General features: G+C 76.5%; 7 protein-coding genes. 5 read left to right on the forward strand and 2 right to left on the reverse strand.

Annotated elements, in window-relative coordinates; genetic code table 11:
* Window positions 1-128: 128 nt before the first annotated feature.
* Window positions 129-12,272, reverse strand: coding sequence for a tetratricopeptide repeat protein (locus WMF24_RS34465; RefSeq protein WP_437731692.1), 12,144 nt, complete (start codon window positions 12,270-12,272; stop codon window positions 129-131).
* A 697-nt stretch (window positions 12,273-12,969) separates the two neighbouring features.
* Here WMF24_RS34465 and WMF24_RS34470 point away from each other — a divergent pair.
* The 5 genes from WMF24_RS34470 to WMF24_RS34490 all read left to right on the forward strand — a co-directional run bounded on the left by WMF24_RS34470 (window position 12,970) and on the right by WMF24_RS34490 (window position 16,014).
* A complete protein-coding gene (locus WMF24_RS34470) occupies window positions 12,970-13,653 on the forward strand; it encodes a hypothetical protein (RefSeq protein ID WP_437731693.1) in 684 nt (227 codons plus the stop codon).
* A gap of 587 nt (window positions 13,654-14,240) precedes the next feature.
* Window positions 14,241-14,795, forward strand: a complete 555-nt coding sequence (locus WMF24_RS34475; protein ID WP_437731694.1) for a hypothetical protein — start codon at window positions 14,241-14,243, stop codon at window positions 14,793-14,795.
* A 248-nt stretch (window positions 14,796-15,043) separates the two neighbouring features.
* Window positions 15,044-15,184: a hypothetical protein gene (locus WMF24_RS34480; RefSeq protein WP_437731695.1), complete on the forward strand. Its 141-nt coding sequence runs from the start codon at window positions 15,044-15,046 to the stop codon at window positions 15,182-15,184.
* A gap of 11 nt (window positions 15,185-15,195) precedes the next feature.
* Window positions 15,196-15,318 (forward strand): hypothetical protein, encoded by a 123-nt coding sequence (locus WMF24_RS34485; protein WP_437731696.1) that lies wholly within the window; start codon window positions 15,196-15,198, stop codon window positions 15,316-15,318.
* A gap of 123 nt (window positions 15,319-15,441) precedes the next feature.
* Window positions 15,442-16,014 carry an AAA family ATPase gene (locus WMF24_RS34490; protein WP_437731697.1) on the forward strand — a complete coding sequence of 191 codons (573 nt, stop codon included), beginning with the start codon at window positions 15,442-15,444 and terminating at the stop codon, window positions 16,012-16,014.
* Between the two features lie 59 nt (window positions 16,015-16,073).
* Here the strand turns inward: WMF24_RS34490 and WMF24_RS34495 are convergent, their stop codons facing one another.
* Complete coding sequence (locus WMF24_RS34495; RefSeq protein ID WP_437731698.1) at window positions 16,074-17,126, reverse strand: MBL fold metallo-hydrolase; 1,053 nt, start codon at window positions 17,124-17,126, stop codon at window positions 16,074-16,076.
* Window positions 17,127-17,185 lie beyond the last annotated feature (59 nt).

Below are 17,185 nucleotides of genomic sequence, written 5' to 3' on the forward strand. Positions count from 1 at the left end.
AGGCGTCGAGGACACATGAAAAAGGCGGCTGGAATCGCGCGGTTCCACGGCTGCGGCGCCGCCTGGGGCGGGCGCGAGGGGCGCCGCCGCGACCGGGGCATACCTGAGGAGATGCGCCGGAGGGGGGTTTAGCCGGCGCGCAGCTCGTCGAGGAGCGCCCGGGCCGCCTCGAGCGAAGCGTCCTCGGAGACGGACTTGTCGAGCATCAAGCGCGCTCTCCGGCGGTCGCCGGCGGCGAGCGCCATCGCCCCGAGGTGGTAATAGGCGAGCGCGCGCGCGGCCAGCGTGGTGCCGGCCTCGCCGGGCTCAGGGGCAATCTTCATCAGGGTGACCGCACGGTAAGCGCGCGCGGCAATGTCCTGCTCGCCGAGCCCGAGCGCGCTCTCGCCGAGCGCCATGGCGAGCTCGCCGTTCTGAGGGTCGTTCTCGAGCGCCCTGGTGAGCGCCGCGAGCGACTCGCGCGGATTCCCCTCGGCGTCCTCGATCCGCGCCAGGCGGTGGTAGACGGCGCCGAGGAGCCGCGAGCGACGCCCCTTGTTGGCGGCAATGAGCTCCGCAGTGAGCGCGCGCGCCTCCCTGGGGTTGCCCGCGGCCGTCAAGGCGTCGATGAGCAGGACGCCGACCTCGTGATCCTGCGGGCGCAGCGAGCGCGCCTCGCGGAGCGCCGAGACCGCCTGTGCGGCGTCGCCGACCTCGAGGAGCAGGCGGCCGGCAGCCACGAGGAGCGCGAAGCGACCCGCCACGTCGGGCGCGGCCGCGGCGTCCTCGAGCGTGATCGCGGCGAGCTCGCGGCTCGCGCCGATCTCGGCGTAGAGCGCGCGCAGGCGCTCGCGGATCGCGGCGTTGCCCGGCGCGGCGCGGAGCGCGCGCTCGAGGCCGCCGCGGGCGTCGGCCAGGTGGCCGGCGCGCGAGCAGGCGCCGGCCAGGCGGAGCGCCGTGGCGACGAGGGCGTCGCCCTCCTCGAGCGCGATGAGCCTGCGGTAGACGGCGCTCGCGGCGTCCCACCGCTCGGCAGACTCCTCGAGGCCGGCGAGCGCCTTGAGCGCCGCGCGATCCTTGGAGTCGACGTGGAGCAGATCGCCGAGGTGCGCGCGCGCGCGCTCGAGATCGCCCGAGCGCGCGAGGATCTCGGCGAGGCGCAGCCGGCGCGCGCGGGGCGACGCGGCGCCCTCCGGCGCGGGCTCCGAGGGCGCGGGCTCGGCCTCGGCGGGGCGCGCGGCTGCTCGCTCGAGCGCCCGCTCGAGGCCGGCGACGAGCTCGCGCGCGTACTCGGCGCCGCCGAGGGCGTAGGCGCGCTCGAGGTCGGCGAGCGCGCGGTCGCCCTGGCCGAGCGCGCCGTACACCTCGGCGCGCGCGCGGTAGAGCCACGGGTCGTCCGGGCTCGCCTCGAGGGTCGCCGTGAGCGCGCGGGCCGCGCGGGCGTGCTCGCCCACCGCGCCGCACGCGTCGATCAGCGCGAGCAGGACGTCGCGGTCGCCGGGGGCGATGCGGAGCGCGCGCTCGAGGAGCTCGGCCGCGGCCGCGGCGTCGCCCGCGCGATCGCGCAGGAGCTCGGCGGCGCGGCAGAGCGACTCGACGCGGGCCTCGTCGGTGCCGGCGACCTGCGCGGTGAGCACGTGCAGGTCGGCGAGCGCGTGCCACGCCTCGCGGGCCGCGTAGCGCGAGGCGAGCTCCTCGCGGAGCCTGTCGCTCGCGGGGCAGACGGCGTAGCCGGCCTTGAGGGCGGCCTCGGCGGCGGCGTCGTCGCCGCGCGCGGCGTGGAGCCCGGAGAGCTCCAGGGCGATCTGCGCCGCCTCGCCGCCCTGCTCGGTGCGCAGGAGCTTCTCGAGGGCGTCGACGAGGTCGTCGGTGCCGTCGCGCTTGCGGCCGAGGCGCACGAGCGCGCGCAGGACGTCGCGGTTTCCGCTGTCCCAGTCCGCGGCCCCGAGGTAGACGTCGCGCGCGCCGCGGTCGTCGCCGCGCTGCTCGAGGAGGGCGCCGAGGCGCATCGAGATCGAGGCGATGGAGGCGAGGTCGGCGCGGTCCTTCGCGGCGTCGAGCTGGAGCGCGAAGAGCTCGCCGAGCTCCTCGGTGCGGCCCGCCTCCTCGAGCATCGTGGCGAGCAAGATGGCCGCCTCGACCTGGCTCGGATCCTCGTCGAGGATGTCGCGGAGCAGGAGCGCCGCCTGGTCCGGCGACTCGCGCGCGAGCAGGCGCGCGCGCTCGAGGCGCAGCGCGCAGCGCTCGGAGAGGTCGTCGACGAGGGGGACCGTCTCCTCGAGCAGCGCGGAGAGCCGCGCGGCGTCGCCGCTCCGGCGGTAGACGCCGGCGAGCGGCATCCAGATCTCGCGCTCGGCGGGCTCGCGGCCGCGGAGCTCCTCGTACAGGCGCGCGGCGCGGGGGAGGTCGTCGAGCGGGCCGGCGGCGAGCGCCGCGGCGTGCAGGAGCAGCGCGCGCTCCTCCTCGGGCGCAGAGACGCGCGCGGCGCGCTCGGACAGCCACGCGGCGGCCGCGAGATCGCCGGCCTCCTCGCGGAGCTCGGCGAGCGCGACGAGCGCCCACGCGGCGCCGGGCGGGTCGGACGTGGGCGGCCCGCCCGCGCCGACGATGCGCTGCAGGATCGTCTCGGCCTGGCCGCGATCGCCGAGCGCGCGGGCGGTGCGCACCGCCTCCTCGAGGACCCCGGGGCCCTCGACCTCCGCGAGGAGCAGGAGCGCGTCGACGAGCGCGCGCGGGCGCCCGCTCTGCCGGGCGAGCCGCTCGAAGAGGCGGATGGCGCGCGGGTTCCTCGGATCGGTGCGGAGCGCGTGCCGCAGGATCGCCTCGGCGCGGTCGGCGTCGGCGTGGAGATCGAGCGCCTCCTCGAGGAGCGTGATCGCCTGATCGACCTCCGCGGCGTCGGCGGCGAGCAGCGACGCGAGGCGGTAGCGCGGATCGGCGCGATCCGGGCGGGCCTCCGGCGAGGCGTCGGGGCGCGCGGCGTCGGCGTGGGCGATGCGCTTGCGGAGGACGTCGGCCTGCGCCAGGCGGTCGCCGAGGCGCTCGTGGATGGCCTCCAGCGAGCGCCAGAGCTGCTCGACGTCGATCTCCGCCTCGCGCGCGCGGCCAGCAGCGGGCACGCCGGCCGCGATCCGCGCCTCGGCGCGGCGGTAGACGGCCGCGGCGCGCTCCAGGTCGCCCGGCGGGAGCTCGAGGGCGCGGCCGAAGCGGAGCAGCAGCGCGACCTCGTACGGCTCGCCGGCCGCGCGGGCGACGAGCCGCTCGACGAGCTCCAGATACCGGGGCACCTGGTCGAGCCGGCGCGCGAGCTCGAGGGCGGCGTCGTGGGCGGCCGCCGCGGCGGGGGTGAGGTCGAGAGCGCGCAGGCGGGCCGTCAGCGCGGGCTCGGGGCGGTCGAGCGGGCCCTCGTAGAGCGACGCGAGCTCGCCGAGCGCGGCGGCGGCGTCCTCGGCGGGCTCCAGGGCGGGGCCGCCGAGCCGCGCCTCGAGGGCGCGGGCGAGCAGGTCGTGGCGCCCGCGGGCGCGCAGCGCGGCGAGCAGCTTGTCGTGCTCGGCCTCGCTCTCGCGCGCCGCCTCGAACGCGGACTCGACGTACTCGGCCTCGCGATCGGGCGCGCCCTGGCGCCGCGCGATCTCGCCGAGCGCGAGCAGGACCTCGGCCCGGCTGAACGACGTCGCCACAGGGCGGCTCGCCAGGCTCGAGCGCGCCGGCGGCAGGGAGCTGCGCCGCGTGCCGGTGAGCCCCTCGCCCTCGTCCCGCGGCCGGCGCGCGACGAGCAGCAGCGCGCGGTAAGCGCGGTGCGCGCGCTCGAGCTGGCCGTCCTCGAGGGCGAGGCCGGCGAGGCCGTCGAGCGCGCCCGTGTGCGCGGGATCGATGCGCAGCGCGTTGTCGAACTCCGCCATCGCGCGGGCGCGGTCGCCCGCGGCGAGCGCGACGCGGGCGAGCTCGTCGTGGACGAGCGCGCGCTCCTTGGGGCGGCGGCCGCCGAAGTCGGCGATGATCCCGCGCAGGGCCGCGGTCGCGTCCTCGGTCCTCCCCGCGGCGGTGAGGGCGCGGCTGCGCGAGAGGCGCAGCGAGAGGTCGTCCGGGGCGAGGAGGATCGCCTCGTCGAAGAGCGGGATCGCGGCGGCGGGCGCGCCGCCGCGGGTGAGGTAGAGGTCCGCGGCCTCGCGGAGGAGCGCGAGCCGGGCCTGCGCGTCGCCTCCTTCGCCGCGGGCGCGCGCGGCGTCGCCCGCGATGAGCTCGGCCAGCGCGCCCCACGCGCCCGAGGCGCGGTAGAGGTACGCGAGCCGCTCGCGGAGCGGCGCGGGCTGCGCGGCGCGGGGCAGCGCCCGCTCGAGCGCGGCGCGGGCGCGGTCGGCCTCGCCGGCGGCGAGGTACGCGTCGGCGAGGCGGAGCGCGGCCTGGTGCAGCTCGTCCGCCGGCGCGCCGGCGCAGAGCCGCTCGAGCGCCTCGGCGGCCGCCGCGTGCTCGCCGCGGCGCGAGAGGAGCCGGGCGAGGGCGTCGAGCGCCTCGGCCGAGCCGACCGCCGCGGCGCGGCGGTAGCTCGCGATCGCGCGCTCGGGCTCGTTGAGCTCGTGCTCGGCGAGGGACGCCGCCTCGAGCCAGAGCTCGGCGGACGCCGGGCCGCCGCCGGCCGCCTCGCGCGCCGTCGCCTGCTCCTCGCGCAGCAGCATGAGCTCGCGGTGCAGGCCGCCCGCCTCGAGCAGCGCGGCGAGCCGGTCGACGGACGCTGCGTGGCCCGGGCTCTCGGCGAGGTTCTGGCGGAGCAGCGCGAGCGCCTCGGCGGAGCGCGGCGTCTCGGCGAGGAGCTCGGCGGCGTCGTACCGGAGCGCGACGCGGCGCTCGACGTCGGCGGAGACCTCGATCTGCCGCGCGCGCAGCCGCACGAGCTCGTCGCGCCGCGAGGCCGCCCGGAGGAGCGCCGCGAGGCGCTCGCCGACAGGCTCGTCCGCAGGGTCCTCGTCGAAGAGCCCGCCGTAGAGGGCGATCGCCTCCTCGGGCTCGGCCGCCTCGGCCGCGACGCGCAGGAGCCGGCGTCGCTCGGTCGACGCGAGCGGGAGCGCGGCGCCGCGGCGGCAGAGCGCGACGATCTGCGGCCTGTCGCCCGCGTCCGCGAGCATGGTGACGAGCGCGTCGATGGCCCACAGCGCGGCGCGCGCCGGGGGCCACGCGCCGGGGCCCTGGGCCTGCGCGTCCTCGTCGCCGAGGCGGCGCACGGCGATCTCGAGGAGCTCCGCGGCGATCTCGCGGGCCCGCGCCGCGTCGCCGGCGACGTCGCGCGCCGTCTCGACGGCCTCGCGGTAGAGGGCGAGGTCGTGCCCGGTCGCCGCCGCGAGCCGGAGCAGGGTCGGGACGAGCGCGGGGCCGCGCCGGTGCCGCAAGAGCTCCGCGAGATCGAGCAGGATCGCGCCGTTCGTCGGGTCGTGGCGGAGCGCCTGCTCGAAGGCGCGCTCGGCCGCGTCCTGGTCGGCGCGCGCGTCGCGGTGCCAGCGGCCGACGCGGAAGGTGAGGTCGCGGAGCGTGGCGGCGGGGACGTCGCCGCGGCGCTCGAGCTCGAGGAGCGCGTCGGCGATCGTGTGCCAGCGGGCCGCGAGGTCGGTGAGCCGCAGGAGGCCCTCGGGCGGCTCGGCGCCCGGCGAGAGCAGGAACGCGCGGAAGGCGAGCTCGAAGGCGCCCTCCCGGTCGCCGCCGCGCTCCTCGACGAGCGCGGCGGAGGCCTTCAGGATGGCGACCCGCTCGGCGTCCGTCTCGGCCGCGGCGAGCCGGGGCTCGAGCAGCGCGACCTGGCCGCGCCAGTCGTCCGCGGCGGCGCAGATCTCGAGCAGCGCGCCGACGGCGGCGACGAGCGCGCCGCGGTGCTCGGGCGACGACGGATCGACGCGGCGGAGCAGCTCCTCGAGGCCGGCGCGCGCCGTGGACGACCCGCGCGCGGTCCCCTCCCCGCGCTCGCCGCCGCCGTCGGCGCGCGCGGCGTCCTCGCCGCCGTCGGCGCGCGCGGCCCGCTCGGCCTCGTGCGCGCGGCGGTAGCCCTGGACGGCGCGCTCCCACGCGCGCGTGCGATCGCGGTGCGCGTCGCCGAGCCGCCGGAAGAGCTCCGCGCTGCGCGCCGCCCCGGCCGCGCCAGGGAGCGCGCCGGCCGCGGTCGCCTCGGCCTCGAGCAGCGCGACGAGGTCGTCCCAGCGCTCGGTGCGCGTGTAGAGCGCGGCCAGCGCGTCGCCGCTCTCGGGGTCGGGCGAGAGCTCCTCGCGGACGCGGCGCCAGGTGGCGATCGCCTGCTCGACGTCGCCGAGCTCGCGCTCGAAGATCCGCGCGACGCGCGCGAGGTCGCGCCGGGCGCCCTCGCCGCCGCGCACGGCCGCGCGGCGCTCCAGCACGGCCGTGAGCTCCCGGTAGCGGCCGCCCTCCTCGAGGAGCGCCGCGAGCCCGTCGAGCGCCTGGAGGTCCTGCCGGTCGTCGGCGAGGCGCGCCGAGTACGCGGCGATCGCCCGCGCCTCGTCGCGGAGCCGCGCCGACGCGAGCCGCGCGAGCTCGCCCAGGGCCTCGCGCCGCGCCGCCGGGTCGTCCTCGATCGCGGCGAGCGTGTCGAGCACGTCGCACCGCTCGGCGACGCGGTCGTTCTCGGCGAAGAGCCGATCCAGCGCGCGCGCGGCGTCCCGCGCGGCCGCGGCGTCGCCGTGTCGCTCGGCGAGCGAGGAGAGCCGTCGGAAGAGCGCGATCGCCCCGTCGGCGTCCCGCAGCCGGTCGCGGCGTATCAGCGCGGCGTCGCGGAGGAGCGCGAGCGCCTGCTGCGGGTCGCCGGCGCGCGGCTCGGCCGCGGCGAGGACCTCGGCCAGGCGGTCGTGCCGGCCGAGGCGCTCGGCGAGCTCGGCGAGCTCGGCGCGCGCTCCGGCCTCGGTCGGCCGGACCTCGACGAGCTCGGCGAGCCGCGCGAACGCGCCCGGCTCGTCGCCGAGGGCGTCGCGCCGGAGCCGCACGATCTCGCGCAGCAGCGCCGGGCGGTCGTCGACGTCGGCGCCCTCGAGCTGGATCTCGAGCACGCGCACGAGGTCCTCCGGCCGCCCCTCCTCGCGGTAGCGCCGCGCGAGCAGGACGGCCGAGCGCTGCCGCGCCGCGCGCGCGGGCAGCGCGCCGGCCTCGCCGGCGGGCGCCTGCTCGGGCGGGATCGCCGCGAGGATCCGCTCGAGCAGCGGGAAGGCGGCGCCGGACCCGGGGTGCGCGTCGAGGATCTGCTCGACGACGGGGAGCGCCGAGGCGGCGTCGCCGGCGCCCTCGATCCAGAGCAGCGCGATCCGCTCGCGCAGCCGCTCCGCGACGTCGCCGGAGAGCCTCGGCAGCTCGGCCGAGAGGAGATCGATGAGCGGGCGGTGCCTGCCGTGCCGCTCGTAGAGCCGCTCGAGCGCGGCGCGGGTGCGCGCGTCGTCCTGGAGCGGCAGGAGCTGCTCGAGGTAGCGCATCGTGCGCTCGCCGTCGCCGGCGAGATCGCGCGCGACCGCCGCGGCGTCCTCGAGGAGGAAGATGCGCTCGTCGGCCGCCGGCGTGCGCTCGAGCATCGCGTCGTAGAGCGCGAAGAGGTCCTCCCAGCGCTCGGCCGCGTTGTAGGCGAGCTTGAGCCGCTCGAAGCCCCAGAGCGAGCCCGGCACGAGCTCCACGAGCCGCCGGAGCAGCGCGAGGGCGGCCTCGGGCGCGTCGAACCACTCCTCGTGGTGCTCGACGCCGCGCCGGCCGATCTCCTCGATGACGTCGGGCGGCAGCGCCGCGCCCGCCCCCGCGCCATCAAGCGCCGCGGCGTACGCGGCCGCGACGCGCTCGGGCTGGTTCGCCCGGCGCCCGAGGTCCTCGAGCCGGTCCCAGAGGGCGAGCTCGCCCGGCAGCTCGGAGACCGCGCGCAGCGCGACCTCGAGGCCGCGCTCGACGTCCTGGTCGTGGAGCTCGAGGAGGCGCTCGAACCAGCCGCGGCGGACGGCGGCGGCCTGCTCGGCCGCGAGCCGCTCGGCGTCCAGGGCGCCGCCCGGCGCGGCGCCCGCCGGCGGGCGCGGCGCGGGCGAGCTCGCGAGCAGCGTCTCGAGCAGCGCGGCGCGCGCCGCGGGGTCGTCGAGCGCGTCGCACGCCCGCTCGAGGAGCAGCGCGGCGCGCGCCTGCGTCTCGGGGCGCCGGAGCGCGCGCTCGGCCACCTCGAGGACCGCGGGCTCGATCGTGCCGGCCTCGATCGCCGGCGCGATCGCGTCGAGCGCGTCGGCCGGGCGGTCCAGCCGGTCGAGCAAAAGCCTCGCGAGCTCGACGTCGAGCGCGACGCGCGCGCTGCCCTCGCTGCGGTCGCGGCGCATCGCGAGCGCCTCGGCGGCGCCCTCGTGGTCGCCGAGGCCTTCGAGCAGGCGCCCCCGCGCCGCGAGCGCGTCGTCGTTCTCCGGGTCCGCCTCGACGAGCCGCGCGTAGAGCGCCGCGGCCGCGGCGCGCTCGCCGATCTCCTCCTCCCACGCGGCCCACGCGGCGAGCGCCCGGAGGCGCTCGCCCTCGTGGGCGCGCTCCGCGAGGAGCGTGAAGAGCCAGCGCCGGTCCACGCGGCGCGCCAGCGTGTCCGGGCTCTGCGCGAGGAAGGCGCGGAACGCCTCCAGCGCGGCCGGATCGAGCGCGGCCGGCGCGGCGTCGCCGGCCGCGGGCGGCGCGAGCAGGCGCCGGTAGACGGCCGCGGCGTCGTCCTGCCGGTCGGGATCGGCGGCGAGCACGCGCGCGAGCGCGGCGTCGATCGCGCGGGCGCGCGCCGCCGCCTTGCCGGCGCTCCCCTCCCCCTCAGCCCCGACGCGGTCGCGCAGCTCGAGCGCGGCGTCGACGAAGCGCGACGTCGCGCGCGCCCGGATCGCCGCGTCCTCGAGGGCCGCGAGCGCGGCGAGCGCCTCGTCGTCGTTCGGCGCTGTGTCGAGCAGGACCTCGCAGACGGCGGCGAGCCGCTCCCACGCCCCCTGCCCGCGGTAGAGCGACGCGAGGCGGCCGGCGGCGTCGCGGTGCTCCGGCGACACGGAGAGCACGCGCTCGTAGAGCTTCTGCGCCCGCTCCGGATCCGCGAGCGGCCCCTCGGCGAGCGCGGCGGCCCGCTGCCAGGCCGCCACGGCGGCGTCGAGGTCGCCCTGCGCCGGGGCGGGGCGCGCCGCCGGGGCGCCCGCGTCTGCCGCGCCGCCGATCCCGAACGCCGCGAGATCGCCGCGCCGCTCCAGCCAGAGCGCCTCGTCCTGCGGGTCGCCCGCGGCGGCGACGCGCCGCTCGAGCACGTCGCGCAGCAGCGCCGCCTCGCCCGCGGAGGTCGCGAGCGCCTCCATCGCGGAGAGCGCCGCGTCGGAGAGCGCCGCGCCGCCCGAGAGGATCGCGCGGTAGTGCCCGATCGCGCCCGCGACGTCCCCGCCCTTCGCCGCCGCCTCGCCCATGCGCAGCTCGTGCGCCGCGCGCTCGTCCGCCGGGACGCTCGGGAGCCGCTCGGCGAGCGCGCCGTAGAGCGCGTCCCACGCGCCGCCCGCCGCGTACGCCTCGAGCAGCGCCTCGTACGCCGCGCCGTCGCCCGGATCGTCCTCGATCGCCGCGCGGTACGTCGCCGCCGCCCCGGCGAGATCGCCGAGGTCGCGCCGCTGGATCGTGCCGATCGCGTGCAGCAGCTCGCGCCGCCGCGCCGGCGGGCACGGCTGCGCGAGCGCCTCGCGGTAGAGCGCGAGCCGCTCCTCGGGGCTGCCCTGCTCGCGCAGCAGCGCGTCCACGCGCGCGATGAGCTCGGGCGACGACGGCTCGAAGGCGAGCGCCCGCCTATAGAGGGCGAGCGCCTGCGTCACGTCGCCGCTCGCGAGCAGCGCCTCGCCCGCCCGCCGCGCGAGGTGCGACAGCGGCGCGCTGTCCACAGCGCGGTCGCCGAGCGCCCCGGCGAGCGCCGGCGCGCGCCGCGCCGACTCGCTGCCGTGCTCGGTCAGCCGCTCGACCTCGGCGACCCACCGGGAGATCCGCTCGGGCGCGGACGCCGTCGCGAGCGACAGCCCGCGCGCCGCCAGATCGAGCGCCCGCCGCGGGTCCCTGAGCTCGCGCTCGGCGATGCCCACCGCCTCCTCGAGCGCCGCGAGCCTGCCCCGGACGTCGGCTGAGAGCGCCGCGGGCGCGCCCTCGGCCCACGCGGCGGGCGCGATCTCCGCCCGCGTCTCGAGCACGCGCACGAGCAGCGGCGCCGCGCCCTCCGCGCGCGCGATCGGCTCCAGCACCGCGCAGGCCGCGATCCGCAGGTCGTCGGTCAGGTGGAGGTGCGCGCTCTGCCGCGACGACTCCACGCCGCTCGCGCCGGCGCCGCTGCCCGGGGGCTGCCCCAGCATCTTCTCGACGGCGAGCCGGCTCGCCCTGTCGGTGGGATCGAGCGCGAGCGCCTCGCGGTACGCCGCGATCGCGCCCGCCGGATCGTCGAGCCGCGCCATGCGGATCGCGCCGATCCGGGCGAGCACCGAGGCGCGCTCCTGGCCGGCCGCGAGCTCGGCCTCGGCCTCGAGCAGCGCCTCGAGCTCGGCCCAGCGCCGCTCCTGCTCGAGCAGCGGGACGAGCCGCGCGTGCGCCTCGCGCGACGGCCCGAACGCCGCGAGGAAGCGCCGCCACGCGGCGACGGCGCCCGGCAGGTCGGGGAGCCGGGTGCGCAGCTCGGCCGCGCGGAAGGCGAGCACCCGCGCCGCGCGGCGGTCCGGCTCCGCCTCGGCGCGCCGCTCGAGGACCCACGCGAGGCCCTCGTGCCCGCCGGTGGCGTCGTACAGCCGCTCGAGCGCGGCGAGCGCGCGCGGCTCGCGCGAGGAGCCCGCCTCGGCGAGCTTGCGGTAGGCCGCGATCGCGCCCTGGATGTCGCCGAGCTCCTCCTCGTAGAGGCGCGCGAGCCGCTCCGCCGCGGCCTCGCGCGCCTCGGCCTCGGGCTCGGCCTCGACGAGCCGCTCGAGAGCGCCCGCGAGCCCGCGCGCGTCGCGCTCGCGCTCGCAGAGCTTCGCGAGCCCGCGCGCCGCGCGCCGCACGGCCACGGCGTCGGGCTCGCCGTCGAGCGCCTGCTGGAACGCCCCGCGCGCCTTGCGCCCGTCGCCGAGGCCCTCGTACAGCTCGCCGAGCTCGGCGGCGATGCGCGCCCGGAGCGGCTTGTCCTTGGCGCCGGAGGACGCGCGCACGAGCACGCGCGCCGCGTCGGCGCGGCGGTCGAGCGCCGACGCGAGCGCGACGAAGCGCTCGCGCACGGCCTCGTCGGACGGGTCGACCGCGAGGATCTGCTCGGACAGCGAGAACGCCGCCGCGAGGTCGCCGATCCTCTGGAAGAGCAGCTCGGCGAGCCGCTTCTGCACCTCGACGCGGCGCGGCCCGCGCAGGTTGTCGATCTGGAGGGACATCATGCGCGCCGCCTCCTGGATCCTCCCGCGCCGCGCGTGGGCCGCCTCGAGCGCCGCCGCGGCGCGCACGAGCGCGGTCTTGCGCGCGAGCAGGGCCTCGGCGGCGCGGGCGGCGCCCTCGTGGGCCGGGTTCTGCGCGAGCACCTCCTCGACGTGGGGCAGCGCGCGCTCGATCTCCTTGAGCGGGCCGCTGTACAGGCCGACGAGCCGCGCGCGGATCTCGAGCGCGTCGGCCGGCGGCGGATCGGTGGTCAGCGCCTGCTCGAGCAGGCGCGCGACGTCCTGGAGCCGCCCGGCGCGGGTGAAGCGGGACTCGAGCGCCCAGCGCGCCGAGGCGTCGCCGGGGTCGATCCTGAGGATCTGCTGGAGCAGCTTGATCGCGCGCTCCTCTTCCTTGCCGCTCGCCTCGACGAGCTCGAAGGCGCGGCGGAGCAGGGCGAGCTGCTCGGCGCGGTCGGGGCGGTGGTTCGCGGCGAGGGCGTAGAGGTCGGCGAGCCTGGGCGGCTCGTTCGCTTCCTTGAGGATGCGCTCGAGCCGGACGAAGGCCTCCTGGTGCGACGGCAGGACGGAGAGGGCGCGCTCGAGGTAGGGGCGCGCGCCGCCGGGGTCGCCGAAGGAGTCGGCGAGGAACTCGGCGGCGTGCACGAGGACCTCGGCCTGGGCGGCCTGCGGGAGCATCCCGAACCGCCGCTCGCTGGCGAAGCGCTCGTACGCGAACGCGAGCTCGGAAAAGCGGTCGTGGCGCGCGGCGGCCTCATGGAGCTTCGCCCACAGCTCGGGGTGCGGGTTTCCCTTCGCCGCGGCGGCCACGAGCACGTCGAGCGCGGCCGCCTCGTTGTCGATCCCCTGCTCGAGCGCGGCTTCGAGGCTCTCGATACGATAGGAGACGCGCGCGCTCTTCGTGTCCTGCTGCATGTTGGATCCGGACCTCGGCTGGCGATGGGGCGAGAGGCCGGCGTGCCGGCGCTGCCCTCGAACCTGCGCCGCAGTGCCTGCGGGGCGTCGCCCAAGGTAACAGGAGCGTTTCCCAAATGGGCTCGGGGATCGGGGCTGGCGCGGGCCTGGCGGCCGTGGATCACCCGCGAGCGGCGGTGGTGCGGCGCGGGCCCGGCGCGGCGTGGCGGCGTGGAGGAGGAGATGCGACAAAGGCGGCCTGCGCGGCTGTCCGGGTCGCGCGCAGCGTGGCCGCGCCGCGCGCAGCGAGCGCGCGAGGGACGGCTCGCTGACGGCTGGGTTCGCTCGCAGCAGGCGCGTTTACAGCGTCGCGGCAGCCGTGTGCGCCGGGTGGATTGAACAGGGTTGGTTCCACGCAGCGGAGGTGCCTTCGAGGCACCGGGAGCTGTACGAGCTCCCGTCCGGGCTCGTGCTCGGCCTGGAGCCCGGCGGCGTGAACCTCGGCCAGCGCGTGACCGGGGTCGATGGCGCCGGGCGGGATCACCGCGGACGCCGGCCCAGCCGACGACCGGCGTCGCGCGGAGCGGGCAGCAGATTCGACGACAGCCCCTCACCTGCTGACCTGCTAACTCCGGTGTTGTCGCCCGGACAGCGGCGGGTCTTCCGGGGGCGAGCTGTGATAGTGCTCGTCCTTCCCGGGGGGGAGAAAGACACCGCCATGTCCGAGTCGAAGCTCGCCGCGCCGCAGATGGTCGTCGATAGCCGGATGCTCTACTCGAGCTGGGTACCCGCCGACCCAGAGGCCGCCGCCGCGCTCCTGCCGAAGAAGCTGAGGCCCGCCGCGAACAGGGCCATTTACATGAACCAGTACGTGGTCGACAGGCCGGAGCAGACTTCCGGCTTCGGCGCGTATTCGCTCACCTACCTGGGGCTGGATCTCGCGGATCACACGACGCCGGACGGCGGGAGCCCCGCGCGCTTCTTCACGCATTACTTCAACTCTTCCGACACGGTGCGGCGGTACGTGGCCGAGCGCGGCGTGCCGGCGTCGCCCGGGGAGACGACGCTCGAGCTGCACGGCAGGGAGCTCGTGGCGACGACGTCGGTGGGCGGCGTGCCCATCATCCGGACGACGGCGCGCGTCGGCAACAAGATCGGCGCGGTCGCGCGCGGACACCTCACCTACGTGACGAAGGTCGGCGACCGGATCACCGCGGGTAACTACCCTTATATCGCCGACATGGCCGACCCGTACGAGCTCCTGTCCGTCGAGTTCCTCGCGAAGGACCACCCGGTGTACGCGCTGCGGCCCGGGAGCCCGATGCAGGTGGTGACGACCGCCTCGTGGCACGCGCCCCGCAGCTCCTTCGTCTATCCTGGCGGGGAGCGGGACCTCTTCTGACGGCCACCTCCCCCGGCCGGCCGACGCTCGCGCGCGCCCCCGTCCCCCTGCGCCCCGCGCATCGTTGCCCACCCCGACGCCGACCTGCTCGTCCCGGCGGTACCGACCGCATCGCGCCGTGATGTCCATGGATGTTCGGCCGCGCCTGGCAAAGCGGCCCGGAGAAAGAAAACCGCCGAGACGCCGAGGACGCCAGGAAACCAGGACGAAAGATTCCCTTCCTGGCCTTCCTGGCGTCCCGGCGCCCTTGTGGTTCCTCTTCTGTTCATCGGATCACCAGAGCGCCGTCCGCGGTGAGCCCGAGGCGCTCCCGCCGCGAACAGCCCTGTGCCCATCCTGCCCGCGCTGGCCAGCGCGCGCGCACACGTGCCGGAGGGGCAGGCGGGCAGGGTGGATCTCATGGGATCTCGCCCGCGCGTTCGCGCAGGAAGGCAGGAAGGTTGGAAGACCGATGCCCTCTCGCTCCCTCGCGCGCCGCGTGGTCACCGCGCGCGCGGTCCCATCGTGCACAACGAGGCCACCGGTACGTGGGTTGCTCCGAGCCCCCCGGCGGCCGGCGACGGCCGCCTGCACAAGGGAGAGAACGAATGAACCGACTGACTCGATTCGGGGCGCTCTCGGTGTTCCTGTCGCTCGTCCTCTGGGGCGGCAAGGACCTGGCGGCCGCCCCGATATCTGCCGCTCTGAGCAGCAAGCAGCTCAAGGACCTGACGGACGCGGACGTCGCGTCCGCGTGTCAGGTGCTCGCGCCGAGCCTCTCGCTCTCCAAGGAAGATTCCTGTGAGTTCGCCGGCATCCTGTGGTCCACCGTCGGGCAGGTGTGCGACGCGGTGAAGGAGAAGTGCATGACCGAGGCCGATCAGCCGCAGGCGCAGCCGGACGACGCCGCGCCGGCGCCGCCGCCGAGCTGTCTGCCGCCCGCCGACGCGCGCGCCGGCTGCACCGCGACCGTGGCCGAGTACGAGAGCTGCCTGCTGGCGCACGTCGCGCGGCTCCGCGCGCTCACGTGCGCCTCGCCGGTGAGCACGCTCGAGACGCCTGTCCCCGAGTGCGAGCTCATCACGCAGAAGTGCCCCGATCTCGCCGCCACCGACGACGACGGCGACGACGGCGGTGGAGGTCAGGGCACCGCTCAGCCCTGAAGTCCTTGCATCACGCGCCTCGCTGGCAGTCCGGACCGGACGACGGCCGGCGAGGCGCCGCGCGCGCCGACGCGCCGCGCATGCGGTCGACGATGGCCTGAGCGCGCGGAGAAAAGCCCTCACCGCGGCGCGCGCAACGCGCGAAAACTCCGCGCAACACGCGCCCGGGCACTCTCCGCGTTGCTCGCGCGGCGACCCCGCGCACCGCGGCTTGACGAGCTGCACGGAGGTCCCGTACTGGTTGACGTATGAGCCTCACCTCGACCGCTTCACCGCATGAACACATCATCCACCTGAGCTGGGCATACCTCTACTCCGCCGCGCTGAACGCGGTCGCCGAGCTGGGCCCGGCAACGAGCCGCACCCGGGAAAGCTCCTCGACGTGTTGATGATGGCCTCGATGCCGGGACGCGAGCGAACGGAGGAGGCGTTCCGCCGCATGTTCGCTGCGGCCGACCTGCGCCTGGAGCGCGTGATCAAGACGCCCGCCATGCTGAGCGTGATCGAGGCCTCTGCCGCCTGAACGCCCGGGTATGCTTCATGAAGCGCCAGCCCTCCGGCTGGCGTCCTCGTTTCTGAGCCCCTCGCGGCGAGCTCACCGCACGAGGAGAGACCGCTGACAGAGAGAACGATGACGGAGAGGACGATGACCGAAGAGAGGATGTCTTCGACACGCGCAACGCTTGCCGAGCAACACGCCGCGCCGCGCGGCACGGCGCACATTCACCTCATCGTGGGCCCGGTGGGCTCCGGCAAATCGACGTTCGCGCTGCGGCTCGCTCGAGAGCAGCGCGCCGTGCGGTTGAACCTGGACGAGTGGATGGCGACGCTCTTCAGACCGGACCGCCCGGATACGGGCGTCCTGGACTGGTACATCGAGCGCACCGGACGGTGCATCGATCAGATCTGGACGTTGACCGAGAGGCTGCTCGAGGTGGGGACCAACGTCGTGCTGGAAATCGGCCTGATTCGCCGGGACGAACGGGAGAGGTTCTACGAGCGAGTCGACGCCGGCGGGCATGGTCTGACCATTCACGTGCTGGACGCGCCGCGCGATGTGCGCCGCGAGCGCGTGCAGCGGCGCAACGATCAGAAGGGGGACACCTTCTCGATGGTGGTGCCACCGCACATCTTCGAGCTGGCGAGCGACATGTGGCAGCCGCTCGATGAGGTGGAGCGCGAAGGGCGTGACGTGAAGATCATGCCCACCGGGGGCTAGGCTCCCGACGCGGCCGGCCCCGAGCGTGGCCTGCATCCCGGGCAGGCGGCGCCGGTCCGTCAGTGCGGCACGAAGACGTTTTGCTGGTGGGTCAGCTCCTTGAAGATGACCTCGATGAAGGCATCGGCCGAGATGAACCCCTTGCCGAGCTCATCGTACTTCGCGAGCACCTTGGCCTCCTGGATCTGCTTCAAGGTTCGCTTCTTCTTCACCTCGGCCTCGACGAGCTTCACGCAGTCCTTGAGCGTATCGGAGAGCTTCTTCATGTCCTCGATCCCCGAGACCTTGCCGTGCCCGGGGATCACCTTCACGTCGGCCGGCAGCTCCTTCACCATCCTGTCGAGCGCCGCGATGAGCCCCTTCACGCTGCCGCCGCTCACGAGATCGACGAACGGGAAGCCATACGTGACGAAGTCGTCGCCCATGTGGACGACGTTCGACTTCGTGAAGTGAACGACGGTGTCTCCGTCGGTGTGCCCGCTCGGGATGTGCAGGGCGCGGATCTCTTCTCCGTTCAGGTGGATGGTGACCTTGTCCTGGAACGTGAGGACCGGGAGCGCCTCCTTCGGCGCCGGCGGGACCGCCTCGATCGTCCTGTCGCCGACCGTCTGCTTCGGGCCGCCGCTGGCGAGGCGCTTCCGCACGTTCTCGTGCGCGACCACCGGGGCGCTGGCGCCGAAGATCGCGTTACCGCCGGTGTGGTCGAAGTGCCAGTGCGTGTTCAGGACGAACCGCACCGGGCGATCGGTGATGCCCTTGAGCGCCGCCCTGATCTTGGGCGCGAGAGGGGCGAACTGATCGTCGACGATGACGATGCCGTCGTCGCCGATGGAGACGGCGATGTTCCCGCCGGAGCCCTCGAGCATGTAGACCGCGCCCGCGACCTTTTCCACCCTGATCTCGACCTTGGCGAACTCGTCGTCAGCGGCGGGCGGCGGGGAGGCGGACGCGCTCGCCGCAGGGGGAGCGCTCGCGGCGGGCGCCGCGCTCGCCGCGGGCGCCGCGCTCGGCGAGGCCGTGGGAGGCGCCGGCGGCGGCTGGGGCGGAGGAGGGGCGCCGCAGGCCGTCAGAAACCCGAGGAGCGCCAGGGATGCGATGTTCGTCTTGCGCATGCTGTTTGTGACTGAACGAATTCTTACAGTCCGCGCCACACGTCAAGGGGTTGGTGCGG

This window comes from Sorangium sp. So ce1335 (assembly GCF_051521615.1).
In the GTDB taxonomy this organism is placed as follows: Bacteria; Myxococcota_A; Polyangia; order Polyangiales; family Polyangiaceae; genus Sorangium.

Bases quoted from the DNA above. Each gene is read 5' to 3' on its own strand.
- WMF24_RS34465 (WP_437731692.1), bottom strand. From the start codon at position 12,272: ATGCAGCAGGACACGAAGAGCGCGCGCGTCTCCTATCGTATCGAGAGC.
- WMF24_RS34470 (WP_437731693.1), top strand. From the start codon at position 12,970: ATGTCCGAGTCGAAGCTCGCCGCGCCGCAGATGGTCGTCGATAGCCGG.
- WMF24_RS34475 (WP_437731694.1), top strand. From the start codon at position 14,241: ATGAACCGACTGACTCGATTCGGGGCGCTCTCGGTGTTCCTGTCGCTC.
- WMF24_RS34480 (WP_437731695.1), top strand. From the start codon at position 15,044: ATGAGCCTCACCTCGACCGCTTCACCGCATGAACACATCATCCACCTG.
- WMF24_RS34485 (WP_437731696.1), top strand. From the start codon at position 15,196: ATGCCGGGACGCGAGCGAACGGAGGAGGCGTTCCGCCGCATGTTCGCT.
- WMF24_RS34490 (WP_437731697.1), top strand. From the start codon at position 15,442: ATGACCGAAGAGAGGATGTCTTCGACACGCGCAACGCTTGCCGAGCAA.
- WMF24_RS34495 (WP_437731698.1), bottom strand. From the start codon at position 17,126: ATGCGCAAGACGAACATCGCATCCCTGGCGCTCCTCGGGTTTCTGACG.